Here is a 20321-nt window from a genome sequence, read left to right as displayed (position 1 = left end):
TCAGATCGTGCTCCAAAGCTGGTAATTTTAACTATGATCCATCTGTGCTAACAAAAAATTTTTATAGATGAAGTTTAGCGAAATAGTAGAAAAACTGAACTTAGCCACCAGTCGCACCCTCACAGCGTCGGTTGCTACCGATCCAGAAATTACAAGCGTGGCTCCTGTTGATGAAGCTGCACCCGGTACTATCAGTTACATAGAAGGTGCTAAATTTGCTGTGTATACAGCCACTACAAATGCTTCGGCTTTAATTTTACCCTTAGATGAAAGCCTGCAAGCTCAATGTGACGATCGCAACATTGCTTGGATTGCCGCAGCAGATCCGCGATTGCTGTTTGCTGAAACGATCGCCATTTTCTATCAACCGTTTCGCCCAGCATCCGAAATTCATCTGTCAGCCGTCGTTCACCCCTCAGCAGAAATTGGTGAAAATGTCTATATCGGCCCCCACGTCGTTATTCAAGCAAAAGTCAAAATTGGCAGCAACGTTTGCATTCACCCAAATGTTGTAATTTACCCAGATTCGGTAATTGGCGAAGGTACGGTATTACACGCTAACTGTGTCATTCACGAACGTACTCGCATCGGGGCAAATTGCGTGATTCACAGCGGTGCGGCGATCGGTTCCGAAGGTTTTGGGTTCGTGCCGACAGCCACAGGATGGGTGAAAATGGAGCAGTCTGGCTGCACTGTATTGGAAGAGGGCGTTGAGGTTGGCTGCAACAGCACGATCGACAGGCCCGCTGTCGGAGAAACCCGAATCGGCCAGAATACAAAAATCGACAATTTAGTACACGTAGGTCACGGCTGTCAAGTAGGAAAAAATTGCGCGTTTGCTGCTCACGTTGGCATGGCCGGCGGAGTAAAAATTGGCAACAATGTAATTTTGGCAGGTCAAGTGGGAATTGCTAATCAAGCCAAAATCGGAGATGGGGCGATCGCCACTGCTAAAGCCGGAATTCACAGTGACGTGCCCGCAGGTGCGATCGTGACGGGCGTTCCAGCAATTCCCCACAAATTATTTCTCAAAGCCGCAGCCGTCTACAACCGCTTGCCCGAAATGTACCAGTCTCTGAGGCAAATTCAGCGCAAGCTCGATCGGTAGTCATTAGTCATTAGTCATTAGTTAACAGTCAACAGTTAACAGTTAACAGCGAACAGTCAACAGTATTATAGTTGCAACCCATTAAATGTGGAATAGTATAACGAACCTGCGACTGCTGTCGCCGTCAATACCAGCAATTGTCAAAATAATCTTGTTTTTCTCAACTTGGATTGTTGTGTGGCTTCCCGCAGCGATTGTGCTGGCGATCGCCCTCAAATGGCATCCACCCCAACCCCTGGGAAACAAAAAACTACCTTTACTAGCTTTCCTATACGTGATTGTTCCATTCATTTTATGGGCGACAAGTTGGATCGAAAACACAACTTTTGCTAGTTGGGGTTGGGATTGGCAACCCGCAGTTGTGATATCATTACTGGGGGGATTAGGATTAGGAATAATCAGCTTAGTAATTTTATTCGGTCTACAATTAACCGCAGGCTGGATCGAGTTAAAAAAAGGTGAAACTTCCACCGAAATAGGCGAAAAAAACATTAATTTTTGGGCATTAATCTTTAATCCTGCTAGTCTGCTGACTCTGTTATTAGGACTGTGGATTAGTGCCACAGAAGAGTTAATCTTTCGCGGCTGCTTGCAAACAATCCTCCAGCAAGATTACTCAGTGCTAATGGCAGCAGCGATCGCCAGTTTCATTTTCGCGATCGCCCATCTAATTTGGGCCGCCAAAGAAACTCTACCGCAACTGCCCGGATTGTGGCTGATGGGGATGGTTTTAACATTAGCCCGCATCGCCGACAATGGCAGTTTAGGATTGGCGATCGGCATTCACGCAGCTTGGATTTGGGGTATAACTACCGTAGATACAGAAGGCGCAATTAATCCCACAGGCCGCGCACCGGAATGGATTACAGGAATAGCAGCAAAACCTCTAGCAGGTGCAGCCGGCATTTTATTGCTACTAGCAACCGCAACCTTACTCTTCCTGACTCAAATCAGCGTTAATCAGCGCTAATCAGCTTAAATCTGCGGTAAAAATTCCGACATTAATTCAAGTGTCGATCGATCGTCACAATCGAAACTGGCCGCAACGCATCAAAACGAGTTGAATTCCCCCCAGCCACAGAACGCGATAATTGCACTTGCACGATTCGGTAACTCCAGTGCGGTTCCCGGCGCACCCGATCGCCCATCCAGCTCAAAACAGTAGCAATATCCTCAAAAGCATCCAACGCAAGCACGATCGAGCCTCCAGGGAGCAGCCGCAGCGCGCAAACGCCCAAAATTTTAGTCAACCCTCCGCCACTACCGCCAATAAAAATCCGGTGCGGAGGACGCAAGCGGTGCAAGATTTCCGGGGCAGTTCCGTGAATCGAAAACACATTTTGCAGCCCAAAACGGCCATAGTTGAACTCGATCGCAGAATTACCAGAAACCGTTTGTTCGATCGCATAAACTTCAGACTGCGGGAATAAACGAGCAATTTCGATCGACACAGAACCGTTACCAGCACCCACATCCCAGACAACTTGTCCCGATTGCAAAGCCAATTGTGCCAACACCAACACCCGCACTTCCCGCTCAACCGTCAAACCAGGCTTATCGCCACAACCGATAAAAGCTGCATCCGGTATTCCCAACAAAGGCAACTTTTCCAAATCCAAAGGTTCTGCCCTCGGCGGGGGTTCCCGCAGCATCACCACCACGCTCAGCGGTGCAAAAGACTCTCTCAGCAAAGCTTCCAGAGACTTGTGGCTTACCCGTTCCTCAGCCGCCCCCAAATTTTCGCAAACCCAAAACTCGTAGCGTGTCGGCAAATCTAGAGCTTTCACCAAACTTGCCAGTAAAGCCGGAGTGTGAGCTTCGTCCGCCAGCACCGCAATCTTCTCCACACCGAGCTTCAGCTTCGCCGTCAGCTCCTCAAAATAGCGTCCTTGAGAGCCTACACAATGAGCATCTTGCCAAGGGATTCTCAAGCGATTAAAAGCCAACTGCACAGAACTTACATGGGGGTGAAAAGTTAATTTTTCGGGTGGCAATTGGGCAATTAACAACTTTCCCCAGCCGTAGAACAGGGGGTCTCCCGCCACTAAAATTACGATCGGTCGATCGCGGGTTTCCACCGTCCCCGCAGAGGGATCTAATTCGGGTTCAGTCGCCCACCAGCGCCGAATTTCCAGAATTGCTTCGGTCAAATCTTCCAACGCCCAGCGCTCTCCGTCGTGCTGGGGAAAATAGCTCAAAAGGCGCTCGCTGCCTATTAGCAGAGCGGCCATTTCTACAACCTGCCGGGCCGATTCGCTCAGCCCAGCAGATCCATCTAAACCTATACCAACAACGTGTACTTTGACAACTCCTCGGCCCGAAGGCATGAGGATTCTTGGTTCATGGGGACTACTCATGTAGCTTGCCCTCCCCAAAATTCACTGCGATTTGCCCAACCGCTGTATATCCACGCTGCAGCACCACTTGCGCGGCTGCAACATCTCGATTTGTTTCATAGCCACAGGTTTGACATTTATGTACCCGTTCGGATAGTTCTTTTTTACCTGTATGGGTTTGACATCTTGGACAAGTTTGACTGGTTCGGTTCGGGTCTACTTTTGCAAAGTATGCACCTCGCTTAAAGCAAACATGACCCAAGATATTCAGGAACTGACCAAACCCTGCATCAAGCGTTTGTTTGCTCAGCATTCCGGCTGACATTGCTTTGAGGTTCAAGTCCTCAGCAAATACTGTTTGGGCCCAGGTACATAAATGATGTGTAGTCTTGAAATGAAAGTCTTTGCGGCTGTTCGAGATGTATTCGTGGTGCTTCGCTATTTGGTGTTGAATTTGACGAAACTTCCTAGAACCTTTTTTCTTGCGCTTGAGTTGACGTTGCAGCAATTTCAGCTTGCGTTGTCCATCCACAAAAAATTTAGGTCTATCAATCAATTCACCATTAGAAGTTGCCAAAAAATGTTTTAACCCTAAATCAATCCCTAATCCATGCCCTGAAGGTGAGACTTGAGGCACTTGGACATCACATTGCAAAGTCAGCATGGCATAGTAACCAGAAGCCCTCTTAACAACGCGAATTTGCTTGACATCAAACCCTTGAAGGATTGGACGCGACAGGTGCATTTTAACTAACCCAATCTTGGGTAGGTTGACCCAATCGGTACTATCAAACTGTTTAACGGATTCTAAATTCAATTGAGGAAACACAAATGAGCGCATCCGCTTTTTGAATCTAGGAAAACCGTGTCCTCGTTCCCACATCGCCACAAACGCTGCCTCTAGTTGGCGCAACGCCTGCTGCAAGACATGGGTGTGAGGCAATTTCAACTCAGGAATTAACTTCTTTGCTTCGGTCAATGATTTGCATTGGCCCGCAAAGGTTGGACGCGGTGCATCAGCAGGGATAATGTATTCCTGCTTCATGCTGCACGAGTTGATATCACACTTACGAGAATTAACCCAATCTTTTCGTTCTCGCAATGCAAAGTTGTAGACCTTGCGGCAAATATTGAGCCACAAGTCGAAAGTTTGGCGTTGCGCGTCGGTAGGAATGAGCTTGTACTCGTAGGTTAGATTTAACATACAGCCATTGTAGAGCCAACCTGAATAATTGCGGTGCTGTTTATTCAAAAACCTCTCGGAGAGATTCCCAACCAAAATTCCCCCTAGAAGAGGGAGGCTTGTATCCCATTTTTTGGGTCACTTTTTAAGCAAAAAGTAAAAAACCAGAATTACTGATTTTTCCTGGTTTTTCATAAATTTTTTCCTTGACTTTACTGTCAAACAAAAATAATTAAAGCATTTAATAGGCAATATCCTGACTATTGTCCAAGGGGAGAGAGGGAGAAGGGGCGAGAGAGTGGGAGAGGGGGCGAGAGAGTGGGAGATGGGAAGAGTGGGAGATGGAAAAAAATCTTCCTTCTTCCTCCTTCCTTCTTCCCTCTTCCTTTTTCCTTCTTCCCTCTTCCTTCCTTCTTCCTTGGTTAAAACTCAAAAACAGGCCATTCCGGTTGCCGGAGGTAGGTGACCATGTCCTCAAACTTCCGTAGTTCCACTCGGTTTACGGACAGTTCTTGCGGCGTGTCCAGCCATTGCTCGTTTAACTCCGACAGCAAAGCGCACAAGCGATCGCGGTCAAGGTTCTGCCCGGTATCCCCAAAATAAGCCAGAGTAATGTGGGCCGTAAAATGATATTGCTGTTCAATTCCCAAAGCCATTAAATCGGGATTTTGATAGATCGATCGGCGAAACTCTAGAATTTGCTTGTAAGAGTTTTCGTCCGTCGGTGCCAAACAAACACCCACAGCCCTAGTCATCACCATCAACCCCAGCACTATCCAGCGAATGGGAGGGCCGCCCGCCAAGGGTTTGCAGGCGGCAAAACGATCGGCCATGCGCGAGCGCAGTTGCTCCTCAAATTCGGGATTTTTATCAGAGGCATCTCGAAAAGCGCTGCTCCAAATCAAATCGGCTACGGTTAAATGGAAGCTATCAGGAGGCAGTGCCACGAGCGCACCCTCCCCTATTTCCTGCAATAGCCGTTGTTGGCTCGACTGCAAATTACTATAAAATGCAGCATTTTCTGCATCTTCCCCCGCAGGCGGCGTAATCACTGAATAACCTGGAAAAGGTACAGGAGATCTCCGGCCTGCTTCGTCGGGCTTAAATTTTGGAGATTCCTGAATGTGTTCCACCTGGGACTTGTAGGAGTCCAGCAGCGTCATTCGCGCCACCCGATTTACGTAAGCTTGATAAGTATCATCCAATCTTGATTTCCTCGCGGTGACAAACTCCCACACCAAATTTTATATTATGGTGCGGGCTTCCAACAGCCCTATTCAGGATATGTTGGACTTGCGGAACCTGCAACTTTGATTTTTTGGGCTACTGAGCGTTAAATCATGCAAATTTACCTGTTTTGGGGGGAAGACGACTTTGCGATCGCGCAGGCTGTGACAAGTTTGCGCTCCTCAGTCCTCGACCCCAACTGGGCTAGTTTTAACTATGACAAGATTATTGCCGATTCCGCCGGAACTGTGGTCGAAGGTCTCGATCGAGCCTTAACGCCCCCCTTCGGTACCGGTAGCCGTTTTGTCTGGCTGGCAAATACTACTGTAACGCAGCAGTGTTCTCCAGAACTGTTAGCACAATTTGAACGGACGCTGCCGGTGATTCCCGACACCACCGTGTTGCTGTTAACATCCGTCAAAAAACCCGACAGCCGGCTCAAATCTACCAAGTTAATTTCCCAGTCCGCCGCCCAAGTGCGGGAATTTTCACCGATTCCGCCTTGGAATGACAAAGAATTAGCCCAGCGGGTGCGCCAAGTCGCGGGCGAAATGAACGTAAAATTGACCGCCACAGCGATCGAACTTTTGGCCGAATCCATTGGCAGCGATACCCGCGGGCTATACAGCGAACTGGAAAAATTGCGACTGTTTGCCGGCAACCGCAGCCAACCTCTGAACCCGGAGGAAGTGGCAGCACTGGTACACTGTCACGCCCAAAATACCTTCCAGCTAGCCGATGCGATTCGCGAGGGCAATACCTCCGCCGCTTTGGATTTACTGGCAGGCTTAACTGGCCGCAGCGAGCCTGGTTTGAGAATTGTGGCTGGCTTGACTGGTAAATTTCGGATTTGGCTGTGGGTAAAGGCGATGATCCAAGCGGGCGATCGCGATGATAAAATTGCTCAAGCTCTAGATCTCGGCAATCCGAAACGAGTATACTATTTTCGGCAAGAAGTCAAGAATGCCAGCTTAGAAAAACTGCAAAAAAGTTTGCCTTTGCTCCTAGAGTTAGAAGCTTCTTTAAAACGGGGCCGAGAAGAAATCTCAACCCTGCAAACCAAAGTTATAGAACTTTCTAGCTTGTTTCGCTGATGCGCGACAGAGCACAGGAGCGGCGCTTTACTGTAAATTTTTATAACAAATTTCTTTCTTCGGCTATGTGCTTGATGCCCGATCGCGGGGCAAAAGGTCAATAGATACTAGAAATACTCTTAGAATGCCAAAGTAGAAGTTAATGTGGTAAATAAATATTGTCCGCCGAATGCCGATCGGTTAATATTATTTGCCGGCTCTCCACCCCCCCCAAAAAAAGAGCGCTACCCATGACACAACAGAACCCGCGGGAACTGCTCAAGCAAGGCGATCCAAAAGCGATCGCATCTAGCATCAACCGTACACTCAAACCCAAAGGCATCAACGCCGATGTGACGCGGGACAACGGCTGCCTCCACATAATTCTGGAGGCAGACAAAGTACCGGATCAAATGGTATTGGTCGATTTCATCCGCACCGGCATGACGAAGCTGGGACTTGAATCAATTCACACTGTAAAGGTTTACGGGCGTCGAACAGGTGACGGTGAGCCTACGTGGGAAGATGAAATTGATCTGATGCCTGCGGATTCAATGCCTTACCCCTTGGATAGTGGAATGCCTGACGACTCTGTAGGTTTAGATGATGTCGAGCCCGAAGGCGAAGACTATTATCAAGAAGGAGAATTCGATCGAGATGACGACGAGGAAGACGAAGACGAAGACGAAGATCAAGCCCCGCCTCCGAAAAAACAATTTCCCAAATGGGTAATACCTGTGGGTATCTTAGTACCTCTGGCGGCGATCGCAGGGCTTTTCTTTACTAAAACTTTCCCCTTCGGCGACTCTAACCCAGAACCCATCGCCCCCGTAGCTACTTCCCCCTCCCCGAAACCCGCATCTCCCGCGTCTAAAGCCGCTGCATCCTCGACCGCCGCCTCTCCGGGCATCCCACAGGCAGCCTCCCCTGCCGCAAAACCCGCTCCGACTGCTGCGCCAGCAAGCCCAGCTCCAGCTTCTCCTCCACCAAAAGCCGCCGCGCCCAAGCCTGACTCTTGGAGAGAAGCCGTTAACACAGCTCAGAAGGCAGCAATTTCGGCGCAGACGGCTCAGTCTCAAAATGAGTGGATCGCAGTAGCAAGCCAGTGGCAGCAAGCGGTTAAGCTCATGAGAGCCGTACCGTCAACCAGCCCTAACTATCAAAAGGCTCAGCAAAAAGCCGCAGAATATCAGGCTAACCTGATTGTTGCCAACCGCAGGGCGGCAGCAGCACTTTAAGAGTTTTGAGTTGAATACTGGATGTGCTAAAAGTCAAAAGTCAAAAGCCAAAAGTAAAAAAACTTGTTTTTACTTTTGGCTTTCTTACTTTTGACTTTTTTCAATTTTATTAAAAATTTATTTAACTTCACTACATCTGTAAGGCTTTAGCTATCTTCAGCCTTTAATCAATCTCGCTATCGGAATTTTTGGTCGATTAATTATAGTTCACGGCGCTGCGACAAAATTATTTTTAACTCCTCTGAGGTTAAATCAATCCTTTCTTAGTAGTTTACGTGCATAAAATCTTTCTCACGCTCTCAGCATCATTGTAGTATTATTTTGAGTAACGGATATTAACATTACTTTATTTACCTTGATTTTTTTCTACCGACTTACTTAGATGTATATACAGCAAGCCGGATGTCCGCACTCCTTCCTGTAAAAACAAAATTTACTCAACAAACACCGCAATAACTTGGTTTATTTGATAAACCGGTTTGCTAAACACAGAGCTTGGTTTAAATCTGTTCTTCCCCTGGATTAAAATGCTGAATTCCTTGATTTTCTTCTACGCGCAAAATAGCATCTTTGGGAATATTGAGGATGCCTGTAAATGAATTCTGGCTTACTTTCAAAGCTTGTTCCTTATTTTTGTATTCGGCTAGTTCGCACTGTAAATTGTCAATAGTCTGTTGCAAGCGAGTGGCTTGTCTGAGCATTTCTTGTTCAGAAAAGTCCAGCAATTGCATCAGATTAGCCACTTGATATTCAAGTAATTGGGTTTCGTAAATATTGTTATTTGTAACAAAGCTTGGAGGGTTTTCTGAATACTCAAAAACACTTTTTTTGTCGGGCATGGACAATGCTGTTTTGACACTAAGTGCCAAATCTTTAAACATTTCAGCAGTGTTGTGGGGAATTTTAACTTTCAGGAACATCACTACCGCAAACACACTTCCTGACGGCAGAAGTCCCCCAAATCCTAAGACAGACTTGACGTGGTAGGGGATAATTAAGGAATTTTGCTCAGGAATAAAGAGGCTGCCTTTTGCCTCTGATATGTGAAAAATATTTAATACTGCAGGCTCTAATTGCAGGAACCTTTTTCGCTCAATTCCAAGGAATGTAGGAATGTCTAAACCGAACTGCCGGATTATTTCTGCAATCGCTGGCATTTGAGCCACTAATTTTGTGCTAACTAATGGAATAGCTGTATTTTCTGCTGCTGTGTGCCGAGAATTCCACTGCGGTTCAGGGCCTGCAGCTGCTAGCAGAGTCCAACATTTCATGTCGGCGGTGGGGGAATTTCCCTTCATCAAGCGGCGGGCGGATTGTTGCAAGGAGTCTTCTAATTCCCCGTAGGGATGAGTTTTGAACAAACGCACTAAGGCACAGGAATTTTCTCCAGTTTGCGAATTGCAAAAATGTCGGTAAATATAGTTAACAATCTTCTGGCTGCTGGCTTCCATACTAGCAGTATTTCTACCTAAGTGGCGCAGGACTAAGCTGCATTTAGCCATGTCTTGCGGGGTAAATAAGGTAATATCGTACATTAAAAAATGCTCTCCAAGAGTTCAAACACTCTTGTTCATTTATCGTTAAGGCCGCTGCGGCATCCGGAATCCTACTGAGAGTTTTAAAAACAGTGTTGGTTGAAATATCTATAAAATTTGCCCCCCAATGCAGCGGTTGTATGGCAGGATACAGGAATTAAGATTAAAGCAAAAAAAATCTATCCCCTAGGGTAGGCCACAAGGAAGAAAAGCCGATGTATAATTTAGCAAAAGGTTTTTTACGATAACTCCCCCAGAGGAAAAGAAACGCGCTTTTTCACCAGATATGCCTCGCATTTTACTGAGCATTTTCCTAGATAAAAGTCGGTTTCTGGGTCAGCCATATTCACAGAAATTCTAGAAACTCAAGCTCCAATTTTTGTTGCAGGCGATCGCACGCCGATTAATCAAAATTTGGTAAAATTTCGGCAGTTTGGGACGCAGAAACCGGGTTTGCTTACAGAGAAAAAACCCGGTTTCTTGGGTATTGGTAAGTAGATGCTGTGTTCAAAACTTTTAACCACCCCAAAAAAACTCTACTCAGCAGGTGGAGACTTTGCTTCCAGGGCATCTTTAGCAGACAATCCCTGATCTTGAACGCCAAAATACCACAAACTAGCAGCAGCTTCGGCGCGAGTGACTGATTTCTTCGGCTGAAACAGAGTAGTAAAACCAAAAACGCGGCGAATATTCGCCAAATCTCCATTGTTAAAATCAGCTAAAACTGCCCGCGATGCCTGGGAATCAATCTTAGAAGCATCTTGAAAACCCCATTTTTCTTTCACCCCGTCAATGTTAGCTGTCGGTAAAACTTGACGACTATCTAAAGGTACTTTCCAGAGAATCATTGTTTCGCGAGTTAAAGGTGCATCCGGACGAAATTTCACATCTTTAGTTTCTCCAGAAAGCGAACTCGGAATTACACCGGCTTCTGCTAAACCTTGAATAGCTGAAAAATCCGGGTCAGTTTTGGGTACGTCAGAAAAAGCTGGTTCGCTAGAGTCTACTGCTAATCTAATTTGTTTGGCTTGACGGCTAGCATAAATCTGATTGTTAGCTGCTACTAACCAGCGGGCGTATTCGCGGCGAGTGACAACTTTGTTGGGTTTGGGCAAAGTGCTGGCTGTTTCTAAATTAGCATTTTCTGTCGCTCGCACTTTTAGCACTTCCAACTGACTTAAATCAGCCACATACTGCCGCAACTGTTGAGGAATTTGGCCGTCTTGTTGGCTAACTTGTGCTGATTTTGGCGACGCGGATGGTGTTGGAGTAGTTCCCTCTGAATTAGATGAATTTGGTGAAGCGGTTGGAGATGCGCTAGACTCGGAATTGTTAGGTTGGGGACTGGTGGCAATTTCTGGGCTGTCTTTGCTGTAGTCGATCGCAAATTCTGTAGAACCCCCTACTTTCTGAGTAGGAGAAAGCGACACTGTTACCCGCAAATTATCTCGCGTTGCTACCAAAGAACCTTGTCCCTCGGCGGTGGGGCGGCTGACTATTTCCCAGTTGCGACGCCCAAACTCTGTAGAGTAAAAGTTCTGAACCGAATTAATCGGATCTGTGCTCTCCCAGCGCAGCCGCACATTTTTTGGCAACGAATCTGTTTGCCCACTAACTTCGATTAACTCAGCATTAGGATAGAGTGGAATCTCCGTAGGAAAATCGGGAGGAAGTTTGGCGATAGAGTTTGTCTCAATTGCTGTCGCTGGTGGCGGGGAAGAGAAAACCACTGGATTTTGTTTTAATTTCGGATCCGCGGCTAATGATTCTTCGAGTGCCTTGCTGTTGGGGCTGTTTGCACAACCTGTGACCGCAGCCAGGAGACACACAGCCAGCCAAGTATTTACAGCAGCGAGTATATTGGTTTTATTGGTTTTAGTGATTTTAGAGCGTCCTTGAGAGTTGCCTCGCCGTTGAGTAAATATAATATTCAGCATAAATCCCCCCTTTGCGGATATATTTCTAGGCTAGCGCAGATCGATCGGGCATATATAATTTTTACCCAAATGAAATTTCTGTATTTACTCCTAGTTACTGCTACATTACTTTCATACCCTGTCAAGTTTGCCCGTCCCGCTGCATCTCAACCAGCCCCGCTGCGGACAGCCATTCAGGCGCCAGAGTGGCAGCCATTTTGCTCAGCGATGGGTCAGTTTGCGATCGATATGCCGGCAAATCCCAAAATTAATTCCGAAATTTTTTCAAATCAAATTATTGCTCATACATACCGATCGAAATTAAAAAACAAAGAAACTTATTTGCTTCAATACTTTGACCTAGATTTTCGGCTGAGGAACAATAATATCAATAATATCAGAATTACTTTAAATAATGCCGTTGATTTTTTTGTCGTGGCAGCGAATGCTAAAGTCTTGCAAGTACGGGATATTTCCCTCGGAGGCTATCCGGGAAAAGAATTTGAGTTTCAGCCACTTTCTCCCACTGAACCTGTAGGTGTAGGTCAAGTTTATTTGGTGGAAACGCGCGTTTATGGGCTGGTTGCCACTACTCCAGAACCAGAAAATGCTCAAAAATTTCTCGACTCTTTTCGTTTGTTTTGAAGCAGGAAGTTTGGCAATGAGTAGTGTATGAGATTTAACAGATTTAACGGAGAGATGTTGAGCGAATAAATCACTGGTTCCAGGGAAGAGAGAAAAATAAGTTGGGAATGGCGATCGAATTTATTAATAAAACTTACGCTTGGCAACTCGGTGTTTAGGAAAATAGTGGCTTTGGTAACAAAAAAGGTCGCCATCAACCGGGTTTTTGAGTAATAATTTGGCCAAAACTCCATTAAGCTAAATTTGACTTAATACCTTATTGTATTTTTTGTACTCTATCTAACGATATAGATTAATTTTACACCCGTGGAGCGATGTAGATACTTGCTCAAATTTATATATTTGATATAAGGATTTTTAAATCGCCGAAAGCAAAAATCAGAAAGCATAAACAAAGATGCTGTCTTGCTCCATCTGGCTCCCATCTGGCTCAACCAAGTCAGCCTCATCGAAAGCTTACCCGGAGGGTATTAATATATTATGAACAAACTAACACCAATTATCCTGAGCGGTCTCCTGTTATTTGGAGCTGCTGCTTGCAGCGAAGGAGCTAAAACTAGCGCTGATTCTCCTAATTCTGCCACAGGAAATACCACTAGCTCGCCCCCAGCCGAGACAGTTCAAAAAACTCAGGGTGACGCCACTAGCCAGATTCGCCAAAACCAAGCAAATTCTGATATCAGGGCAAGAGAACAGCGCAACAATGTGACTGGTGGCGATGCAATAAGAGCCGATGGCGACCTCCAAAGTGAAGTACGCTCCAAGTTAGAAGTAAACATCACTAAAGGTCAGCTAACTGTTGACGCAAAAGACGGGGTTGTCACCGTAGGTGGCACAGTCCCCAATCAAACTGATTTAGCTAAAATTGAGCCACTAGCTAAAGAGATTAAGGGTGTTAAAGATGTCAATGTTACGGCTGTTGTCGCCCCCGCTGCTCCCGCATCGCCTAGCAGCAATCAATAAGTTGGAAGGAAGAATTCCGAGGGAAATAAGGAAGAAGGATGTAGTTATCTAGGAGAGAAGTCTGAGGGAAGAGGGTAAAGTTTGGCATTGTAAGATTGCTTGCGGAGCGGATTGCAACGCTTAGGTGACTCTCTAGGGAGATCGGAGTTTTAAGTTAAAGAGTTTAAATTGAATTTTAAATTCACGCACTCAAAACTCGCGCAACACCTGCAAATTCCCCTTCCCAATTTCCTATTTACCCTCCCAGAGAATTAGTTGGGAACCAACCTGAAGATAGAGCGGGAAGTTATTCCCAGCGACCGATGAAAATTGTTGGGAAAAAATGACTAAATGTGATTGATGGCAGAGCATAAATTCTGTGGTTGTGTAAAAGTAGTATATTTTTCAGGAGAAAAAAAATGGCTTTAGGTCAACACAAGCGAGCTGTAGGAGCATTTTCTAATTACCGAGATACGGAACTAGCCCTGATGGAGCTGCAAAGTACCGGGTTTCCGATGAATAAAGTTTCGGTAGTTGGCGAAAATCTCGATCGCAGCGAAATTGCCGGCGCTAGCACTGGTACTGGTAAGGGCACCGACGACAAAGTGGGCGGCGGCGCAAAAGCAGGCGCGACAGCGGGAGTCGTGACGGGGGGTTTGATTGGGTTACTCGGAAGCATTGGAGCGCTAGCGATTCCGGGAGTTGGCCCGGTGATGGCGGGGGGTGCGATCGCTACTCTGCTGGCAGATACTGTAATCGGAGGGGCGATTGGGGCAGCAGCAGGCGGTTTGGTCGGCGGTTTGGTCGGCTTAGGAGTTCCAGAAGAAAAAGCTAAAGTTTATAACGATCGTGTTTCCCGTGGAGAATATTTGGTATTCGTAGAAGGAACAGATGCCGAACTTGCCACAGCCGAAGGAATTATGACTGTGCGAGGCATTCATGATTGGGGCATTTACGATGTGCCTGCAGACACTGGCCGCAGAGCTTCGGGCCGCCAGAAGCGCGCCGTGGGAGTATTTTCAACCCGCCGCGAGACGGAACACGCATTGGGAGAACTGAGAACTGCCGGTTTCGACATGAATCGGGTTTCGGTCATCGCTAAGGATGCTGACTCGAAAGGGGACATCGCAGGCATTGACGTGCACGACAGCACGGACAACAAATCTGATGAAGGGGCCACAAAGGGCGCACTCACAGGTGGTACTTTGGGCGGTTTGACAGGCTTGTTGGTAGGTCTGGGCCTAGTGGCAATTCCGGGCATCGGGCCGATTATGCTGGCAGGAGCCTCAGCTACGGCGATCGCCACTACACTCGCCGGTACGGCTTTGGGTGCGGCAGCAGGCGGTTTGATCGGAGCTTTAGTCGGTATGGGAATTCCTGAAGAGGAAGCTAGAGCATACAACGATCGCGTGGCAAGGGGAGATTACTTGGTACTGGTTGACGGCAGCGAAACAGAAGTCGCTCAAGCCGAAAGCATTCTGAGTCGCGGAGGTATTCAACATTGGAACACCTACGACTATCCCAGCGTAGATAGTGCTCGGGCTGATTACGGCGCTCCTGGCACTCCCGGCGTTGATACTACGGCTGATATTTACGATCCCAATCAGGGCGTGACAGGCCACCGTCGGGTTTAATAATTCAGACTTTGTTTGGGTATTGTTTCTACTTTCTGCAGGGTAGTCGCACTCGCGCACTAGGATTATGGAAAGTGATCCAACCAACAGCGGCGAGCTAGGGGTTTTACGCTTCGTCGGTAAAATTATCTCAAAAGTCGGCTTTTTCTCTGAAAGCCGGCTTTTGTTTTGTTCTGGAAACTTCAAAAAGCCACCTGTCAAAAGTTTAATTTTGATTGGCAAGGTGGGCTTTCCACCAGTGGATCGATCGGCTCCCTGAATTTTTACAGCAGAAATCAGCAGCGGTTTTTTAGTCTGTAACACTCACTACTGCTAGATTTTAAACCCCGCAGTATTATCAAATTTAATGACCTAAATTACGACAGATATTGCCCAGTTAGTCAAAGAGCGACTATCTTTAATTATGGGTAGCTAATTTCAGCAACTTATACAGGTGAAGTAGCCAGTCCCGCGCGCCGAGTACGGCATGCAGTGGTCGGCAACTATTAGAATAATATTGTCGTCGCTTTCCCGCCAGACTTAGGCTGGTCATTGCTTGGCTGTAGCAGCCCAATTGCTGTTGGCAAGACCTGCGGCATGAATACAGTTTTTCTGGGAATGCCTCAGAGAAGCATTTGAGAAGCCCAGGAACAGCTTTTATGTCCGGGAGCGCGTCTGGTGTCGAGTGTTCTGTAAATTAGAACCGCAAGCGCTCATGGATCAAGAAAACATTAACAGCAAGCACAGCAGCGCGGGAATAGGGGAACGACTCGCGAGCCATTTTTTCGCGCAATCTCAGGCTCAGCACAGCGTATTGCTTGCTTCGCCGGCGACTCGCTCAGCACGCCGAGGGAAACAGCCTTCCTGTTGGTTTTCACTGGCACGGAGCACAGTGGGGGGAGGTGACACTAGCTGAGCTGGCCTGGCGCTGCCGTCCGGGTTCATCGAAGGTAGAAAGCACTTATTTAGAAGGCATTAGGGGTTGAAGCTCCGATATCTTCTTTCTTGATTGCACTCATAAATTCGATCGCCTGTACTGGCAAATTTTCGGGTCAGAATGCGGTGCGGATGCCACCCCCAATACCCCAAATATTCGATCGACCTTGACAAGATCGATCGACAACTTCTCGGTATTTTGGTAAAGAGTTAGCAGGTAATATTTAGTGGTTACAGTTAGTACAAATACAACTAATTATTAACAACTCATATCAACCGCCAACTAATTACTAGCAAAATAATACTTACAGGACTTACAGGCGGCTAGAAATGCGTTTTTTTTAATAACTTCCGCGCTAGCAAACCTCATCAGATTATACCAGAACCAGGTTTATTTTCGTACATTATAACTAGGTGAGCAGGGTGATGGTAGAAATCAAGCAGTTTTGACAATTGTCAAGGTGGCAGTTTAAGTTTTAAAAACTGACTGGCAAACACGATAGTAGAAACTTTCACACAACATAGAACATCGAGAAATTAAGGAAACTCACTCAATTTTTTTTATGAATTTCACTGAACTTTTAAGTGCCGATGAACTTTTAATTAGACATAGAAACGGGGAACGAGATTTTCGAGGAGCTAACCTCATTGCAGCTCATTTAAGTGAAGCTAATCTTAGTCGAACAAATTTGAGCAACGCTAATTTGAAAGGTGCCAACTTAATTAGAAGCAAACTGATTGGAGCTAATTTAAACGCCGCCGACTTGAGCGGGGCCAATTTGTCTAAGGCGAAATTAATTGAAGCTAACCTGGGGAGTTCTAGTTTAACTGGAACTGTGGCGATCTCTGCAGATTTTAGCGGGGCAAATCTCAGCGGAGCAATATTGTCTCAGGCTGACTTGAGCAAAGCTGTGATGACGGGAGCGAGTTTAGTAGGAGCTTGTTTGCTAAGCGGCTCAAAACTAACGGAGGCTAATTTGAGCGGGGCGACGCTGAGCCGAGCAATTATGAGCGGGGTTGACTTAAGTAGAGCAAATCTGACGAGAGCGATTCTCAGCGAGGTAGATTTGACCGGGGCAAATCTGAGCGGAGCAACTTTAACCCGGGCTTATCTCAATCGCGGAAATCTCAGCGGCGTCAATTTGGTTGGGGCTTGTTTGAGCGAAGCAAGTCTGCGGGAGGCTTCTATTAGCGCTGCTAATTTGAGCGGTGCTGACTTGAGCGGCGCTGACTTGCAATCGGCCAATCTCAATGGTTCTAATTTGAGCGGTGCCGACTTGCAGGGAGCTAATTTGAGTAAAGCTAATTTAAATGGTTTGATTCTGCACAATGCTGATTTGAGGGCTGCGAATTTGAACAAAGCTTCTTTGCGGGGAGCTAACTTGAGCGGTGCAAATTTGGCAGGTGCTAGCTTGCTGGAAGCGGATTTGCGGGGGGCGAATTTGAGTCACGCCAATTTGTCGGGAGCGGGTTTACTGCTGAGCTCTCTGACAGGGGCGAATTTGACAGGAACTAATTTGTCGGAGGCTAATTTGATTGGGGCCAGCTTGAATGTTGATAATTTGAATGAAGCAGCTTTGGGCGGGGCGATTTTGCCGAATGGAGCTACTCACAGCCGGGATTGATAAGTTGATTAAGGGAAAAAAGTTTTGAGTTTTAAGTTAAAGAATCTTTAATTCAAAACTCAAAACTTTTAAGAATAAAAAATTCAGGATTCAAGAGTCATAATTCAGTTGTGGGGACGGGTTTTAATAGATTGTGGGCGATCGACAATCTATTAAAATTCGGACTCAGCGGTGCAGTCTCAGAGGCAATTTCAGCATTGCTTTGACTAACTCATTCGCTTCGACAGGTTTTGCAACATGATGTTGAAACCCCGCAGCAAGAGCTTGTTTCTGATTAAAGTCTCCAGCATAGGCAGTCAGGGCGATCGCCGGAATTTGCCCGCCCAGCTCTGGTGGTAGAGATCTCATTTGCCGCACTAGCATATAGCCATCCATATCTGGCATTCCGATATCGCACAGGAGGATATCGAAGGGTGTGGTTGAGAGCAGTTGCAGTGCCTCGATCGCAGACCCAACGGCAGTCACTTTGGCTCCGGCTTGTTCCGCTACAAATGCCACAAACTCGCGTGAATCCTGTTCATCATCCACAACCAACACGCGCACAGAGGCCAGGTGAAGATCGTCCCATCGAGCTTCTGTTGTATCGGCAACTTCTTCAAGCATATTCGCGGTATGCAAAAGGGGAAGTTCAACGGTGAAGCTGGCTCCCCGTCCTTCACCCCTACTCTCAACCCAAATTTTGCCGCCGTGCAATTCCACAATTTGACGTGCAATCGCCAGCCCCAGTCCCAAACCCCCAAATTTACGAGTTATGGCTCCATCCTCTTGCCGAAAATGCTCAAACACATAAGGCAGAAACTCAGGATTGATGCCTTTTCCTGTATCGGTGACAAGAATCTGGGCATAACTTGCAGTTTGGGTTAACCTAACGCTAATTTGCCCGCCTTGAGGGGTGAATTTCACGGCATTGGATAAAAGATTCCAGATTACTTGCTGCAAGCGCCCGGAATCGCCCATTACCATTCCGATGCCGGGTGAAAAGCTTGTTTGAATTTCCAGCGACTTGGCTTCGGCTGCTAGCCGAACGGTTTCCAACGCGGCCGAGATCACCCTATTCAAATCAACGGACATCCGATTCAAACTCAGTTTGCCGCTCAGAATGCGGGAGATGTCGAGCAGGTCATCAATCAGTTGTAACTGGAGTTGGGCGTTGCGTTCGATCGAGGCAAGGGCGCTAGCCGTTTTTGCAGCGCCCAGTTTGTTTTGCTGCAACAGCTTCGACCAGCCGAGAATCGGGTTGAGGGGCGATCGCAATTCATGGGATAGCACCGCCAAAAACTCATCTTTGATACGGTTGGCGGTTTCCGCGGCTTCCCGTGCGGTTTGTTCTCGTTGTAGGAGTTGTTCTCGTTCGGCTTCGATGCGCTTGCGATCGCTAATATCTTTGAACACGACGGCAACTTTTCGCGCTTCTAGCTGCCCGGTGCGGCAGGCATAAACGTCGAACCAACGGTTCATTGCTTCAGAGCCATTCTCCCACCGAACAGCTTCACCTGTCAGGGCGACTTGAGCGTAAATCTTAATCCAGTGGTCTTCAAGATCGGGGACTAACTGACGCGCCGTTTTACCAGCGGCTTGTCGAAGTCCCGTTTGTTGCTCGAACGCCGGATTGGTTTCTAAGAAGCGGTAATCGATCGGCGTGTCATTGGCATCAAACAGCATTTCAATGATGCAAAAGCCTTCATCGATCGACTCAAACAGCGTTCTATAGCGTTCCTCCGATTGGCGCAGGGCTGCTTCCGCTTGAATTTGATCGGTGACATTCCTGAAATAAACGGTGATTCCCTTTGCCGCAGGGTAGGTGCGGAGTTCGTACCAACGATCGTGGTCGGGATAAAACGCCGTAATTGATGCAGGCACGCGATCGCGCATTGCGCTCATATAGATCGGCTCCAACTCGTTGCCAATCAGTCCTGGGTATTCTTCCCATAAATTCTTGCCAATCAAATCACCCGGAATGCGATCGAGCAAGGTTTGGGCGAATTGATTGACGTAGGTGAACCGCCAGTTTTCATCCACGGCAAAGAATGCTTCACCAATACTCTCCAGAATATTCCGACTCTGCTCCTCGCTTTCACGCAAGGCTGCTTCCGCCCGTTGGCGCTCGTTTTCAACGCGCACGCGATCGGTGATATCAACGGCAGCGCCGTAAATCACTTGTTCTTCTGGGTACGGCTGGGCATTCCAGAGAAACCAGCGATAGGAACCGTCTTTGTGGCGGTAACGGTTTTCAAACGTAAAGGTTTCGTTACCCGAGAACAGACTATCGGTTTCTGCAATGGAGGGGCTGAGGTCTTCTGGGTGGACAAACTCAGTCCAGGGGCGGGATGTCATTTCGTCTGGTGTCCAGCCGAGGGTTCGTTCAAAGGTTGGGCTGACCCAGTGGAAATACCCGTTTATGCCCGTAATCACTTGCAAATCCGAACCGACGGCCAGAAACCGTTCCCGTTCCTGCTCAATTTTTTTGCGATCGTTGATATCCCGAAAGAAAAGAGACAACCCCGTCGGTGAAGGATAAACGCGAACATCAACCCACAAATCAAACGGAGCATAATATTCCTCGAAGTCCACCGCGATTTGCTCGCTGAGCGATCGGCGATACTGGACTTCAAACTGATTGCCGATCGTGCCTGGGAAGGCTTCCCACATCGTTTTGCCCAGCATTGCTTCTAGGGGAGTTCGCGACACTCGTTGTGCGGCTTCATTAGCGTAGGTTAAGCGAAAGTCGAGATCCATTGCCATAAACGCATCGGTTACGCGCCCCAGAATGGTTCGCTCTCGCACAGTGGCTTCCTGCCGCAGCCGTGCCAGCTTCAAACTTGCTTCTACCCTTGCCAGCAGTTCACGCGCCGAGAACGGTTTAATCAGATAAGTAGTTACACAGAATTAATTACACAAATACATAGTAGAATGATATTCCAGGCAAAATTATGAGTTAATTAGA

General features: G+C 47.2%; 13 protein-coding genes and 1 pseudogene. 8 read left to right on the top strand and 6 right to left on the bottom strand.

Going from position 1 to position 20321, the window contains the following annotated elements; genetic code table 11:
- Window positions 1-67 precede the first annotated feature (67 nt).
- On the top strand, window positions 68-1108 hold the full coding sequence (gene lpxD / locus QUA24_RS23645; RefSeq protein ID WP_333232533.1) for a UDP-3-O-(3-hydroxymyristoyl)glucosamine N-acyltransferase: 1041 nt from the start codon (window positions 68-70) through the stop codon (window positions 1106-1108).
- 85 nt (window positions 1109-1193) lie between these two features.
- Window positions 1194-2078, top strand: a complete 885-nt coding sequence (locus QUA24_RS23640; protein ID WP_333232531.1) for a CPBP family glutamic-type intramembrane protease — start codon at window positions 1194-1196, stop codon at window positions 2076-2078.
- A gap of 31 nt (window positions 2079-2109) precedes the next feature.
- On the opposite strand, the gene cbiE is transcribed toward QUA24_RS23640, so the two are convergent.
- The 3 genes from cbiE to QUA24_RS23625 all read right to left on the bottom strand — a co-directional run bounded on the left by cbiE (window position 2110) and on the right by QUA24_RS23625 (window position 5790).
- Window positions 2110-3465 carry a precorrin-6y C5,15-methyltransferase (decarboxylating) subunit CbiE gene (gene cbiE / locus QUA24_RS23635; protein ID WP_333232529.1) on the bottom strand — a complete coding sequence of 452 codons (1356 nt, stop codon included), beginning with the start codon at window positions 3463-3465 and terminating at the stop codon, window positions 2110-2112.
- Entirely contained in the window at window positions 3458-4648 is a 1191-nt protein-coding gene (locus tag QUA24_RS23630) for a transposase (RefSeq protein WP_333232527.1), read from the bottom strand. Before QUA24_RS23630 ends, cbiE begins: the two co-directional genes overlap by 8 nt.
- 401 nt (window positions 4649-5049) lie before the next feature.
- Window positions 5050-5790 carry a DUF1868 domain-containing protein gene (locus tag QUA24_RS23625; RefSeq protein WP_333232546.1) on the bottom strand — a complete coding sequence of 247 codons (741 nt, stop codon included), beginning with the start codon at window positions 5788-5790 and terminating at the stop codon, window positions 5050-5052.
- A 177-nt stretch (window positions 5791-5967) separates the two neighbouring features.
- Between QUA24_RS23625 and holA the strand changes: the two genes are divergently transcribed.
- Together holA and QUA24_RS23615 are read left to right on the top strand one after the other, a co-directional pair.
- Window positions 5968-6948, top strand: a complete 981-nt coding sequence (gene holA, locus QUA24_RS23620; RefSeq protein WP_333232525.1) for a DNA polymerase III subunit delta — start codon at window positions 5968-5970, stop codon at window positions 6946-6948.
- A 230-nt stretch (window positions 6949-7178) separates the two neighbouring features.
- A complete protein-coding gene (locus QUA24_RS23615; protein ID WP_333232523.1) occupies window positions 7179-8165 on the top strand; it encodes a hypothetical protein in 987 nt (328 codons plus the stop codon).
- Between the two features lie 500 nt (window positions 8166-8665).
- Here QUA24_RS23615 and QUA24_RS23610 read toward each other — a convergent pair whose 3' ends face one another.
- On the bottom strand, window positions 8666-9700 hold the full coding sequence (locus QUA24_RS23610) for a histidine kinase (RefSeq protein WP_333232522.1): 1035 nt from the start codon (window positions 9698-9700) through the stop codon (window positions 8666-8668).
- Between the two features lie 536 nt (window positions 9701-10236).
- A complete protein-coding gene (locus QUA24_RS23605; RefSeq protein ID WP_333232520.1) occupies window positions 10237-11637 on the bottom strand; it encodes an S-layer homology domain-containing protein in 1401 nt (466 codons plus the stop codon).
- A 69-nt stretch (window positions 11638-11706) separates the two neighbouring features.
- Between QUA24_RS23605 and QUA24_RS23600 the strand changes: the two genes are divergently transcribed.
- From QUA24_RS23600 to QUA24_RS23585, 4 genes are all read left to right on the top strand, one after another.
- Window positions 11707-12261: a hypothetical protein gene (locus QUA24_RS23600; protein ID WP_333232518.1), complete on the top strand. Its 555-nt coding sequence runs from the start codon at window positions 11707-11709 to the stop codon at window positions 12259-12261.
- Between the two features lie 480 nt (window positions 12262-12741).
- On the top strand, window positions 12742-13224 hold the full coding sequence (locus tag QUA24_RS23595) for a BON domain-containing protein (protein WP_333232517.1): 483 nt from the start codon (window positions 12742-12744) through the stop codon (window positions 13222-13224).
- Between the two features lie 398 nt (window positions 13225-13622).
- Complete coding sequence (locus QUA24_RS23590; RefSeq protein WP_333232515.1) at window positions 13623-14837, top strand: histidine kinase; 1215 nt, start codon at window positions 13623-13625, stop codon at window positions 14835-14837.
- A gap of 1478 nt (window positions 14838-16315) precedes the next feature.
- Entirely contained in the window at window positions 16316-17377 is a 1062-nt protein-coding gene (locus QUA24_RS23585) for a pentapeptide repeat-containing protein (RefSeq protein ID WP_333162089.1), read from the top strand.
- Window positions 17378-17542: 165 nt separating this feature from the next.
- Here the strand turns inward: QUA24_RS23585 and QUA24_RS23580 are convergent.
- Window positions 17543-20248, bottom strand: a pseudogene (locus QUA24_RS23580) (PAS domain S-box protein); the annotation flags it as partial.
- Window positions 20249-20321: the final 73 nt, after the last annotated feature.

The organism is Microcoleus sp. Pol12B5, assembly GCF_036701335.1.
Lineage (GTDB): Bacteria > Cyanobacteriota > Cyanobacteriia > Cyanobacteriales > Microcoleaceae > Microcoleus.
This window is presented reverse-complemented; position numbering and strand designations above follow the sequence as displayed.

What these genes read in the sequence shown, in the direction of transcription:
- QUA24_RS23610 (WP_333232522.1), bottom strand. Translation starts at nt 9,700, where the DNA reads ATGTACGATATTACCTTATTTACCCCGCAAGACATGGCTAAATGCAGC.
- QUA24_RS23590 (WP_333232515.1), top strand. Translation starts at nt 13,623, where the DNA reads ATGGCTTTAGGTCAACACAAGCGAGCTGTAGGAGCATTTTCTAATTAC.
- QUA24_RS23625 (WP_333232546.1), bottom strand. Translation starts at nt 5,790, where the DNA reads ATGACGCTGCTGGACTCCTACAAGTCCCAGGTGGAACACATTCAGGAA.
- holA (WP_333232525.1), top strand. Translation starts at nt 5,968, where the DNA reads ATGCAAATTTACCTGTTTTGGGGGGAAGACGACTTTGCGATCGCGCAG.
- cbiE (WP_333232529.1), bottom strand. Translation starts at nt 3,465, where the DNA reads ATGAGTAGTCCCCATGAACCAAGAATCCTCATGCCTTCGGGCCGAGGA.
- QUA24_RS23630 (WP_333232527.1), bottom strand. Translation starts at nt 4,648, where the DNA reads ATGTTAAATCTAACCTACGAGTACAAGCTCATTCCTACCGACGCGCAA.
- lpxD (WP_333232533.1), top strand. Translation starts at nt 68, where the DNA reads ATGAAGTTTAGCGAAATAGTAGAAAAACTGAACTTAGCCACCAGTCGC.
- QUA24_RS23640 (WP_333232531.1), top strand. Translation starts at nt 1,194, where the DNA reads ATGTGGAATAGTATAACGAACCTGCGACTGCTGTCGCCGTCAATACCA.
- QUA24_RS23605 (WP_333232520.1), bottom strand. Translation starts at nt 11,637, where the DNA reads ATGCTGAATATTATATTTACTCAACGGCGAGGCAACTCTCAAGGACGC.
- QUA24_RS23585 (WP_333162089.1), top strand. Translation starts at nt 16,316, where the DNA reads ATGAATTTCACTGAACTTTTAAGTGCCGATGAACTTTTAATTAGACAT.
- QUA24_RS23595 (WP_333232517.1), top strand. Translation starts at nt 12,742, where the DNA reads ATGAACAAACTAACACCAATTATCCTGAGCGGTCTCCTGTTATTTGGA.
- QUA24_RS23615 (WP_333232523.1), top strand. Translation starts at nt 7,179, where the DNA reads ATGACACAACAGAACCCGCGGGAACTGCTCAAGCAAGGCGATCCAAAA.
- QUA24_RS23600 (WP_333232518.1), top strand. Translation starts at nt 11,707, where the DNA reads ATGAAATTTCTGTATTTACTCCTAGTTACTGCTACATTACTTTCATAC.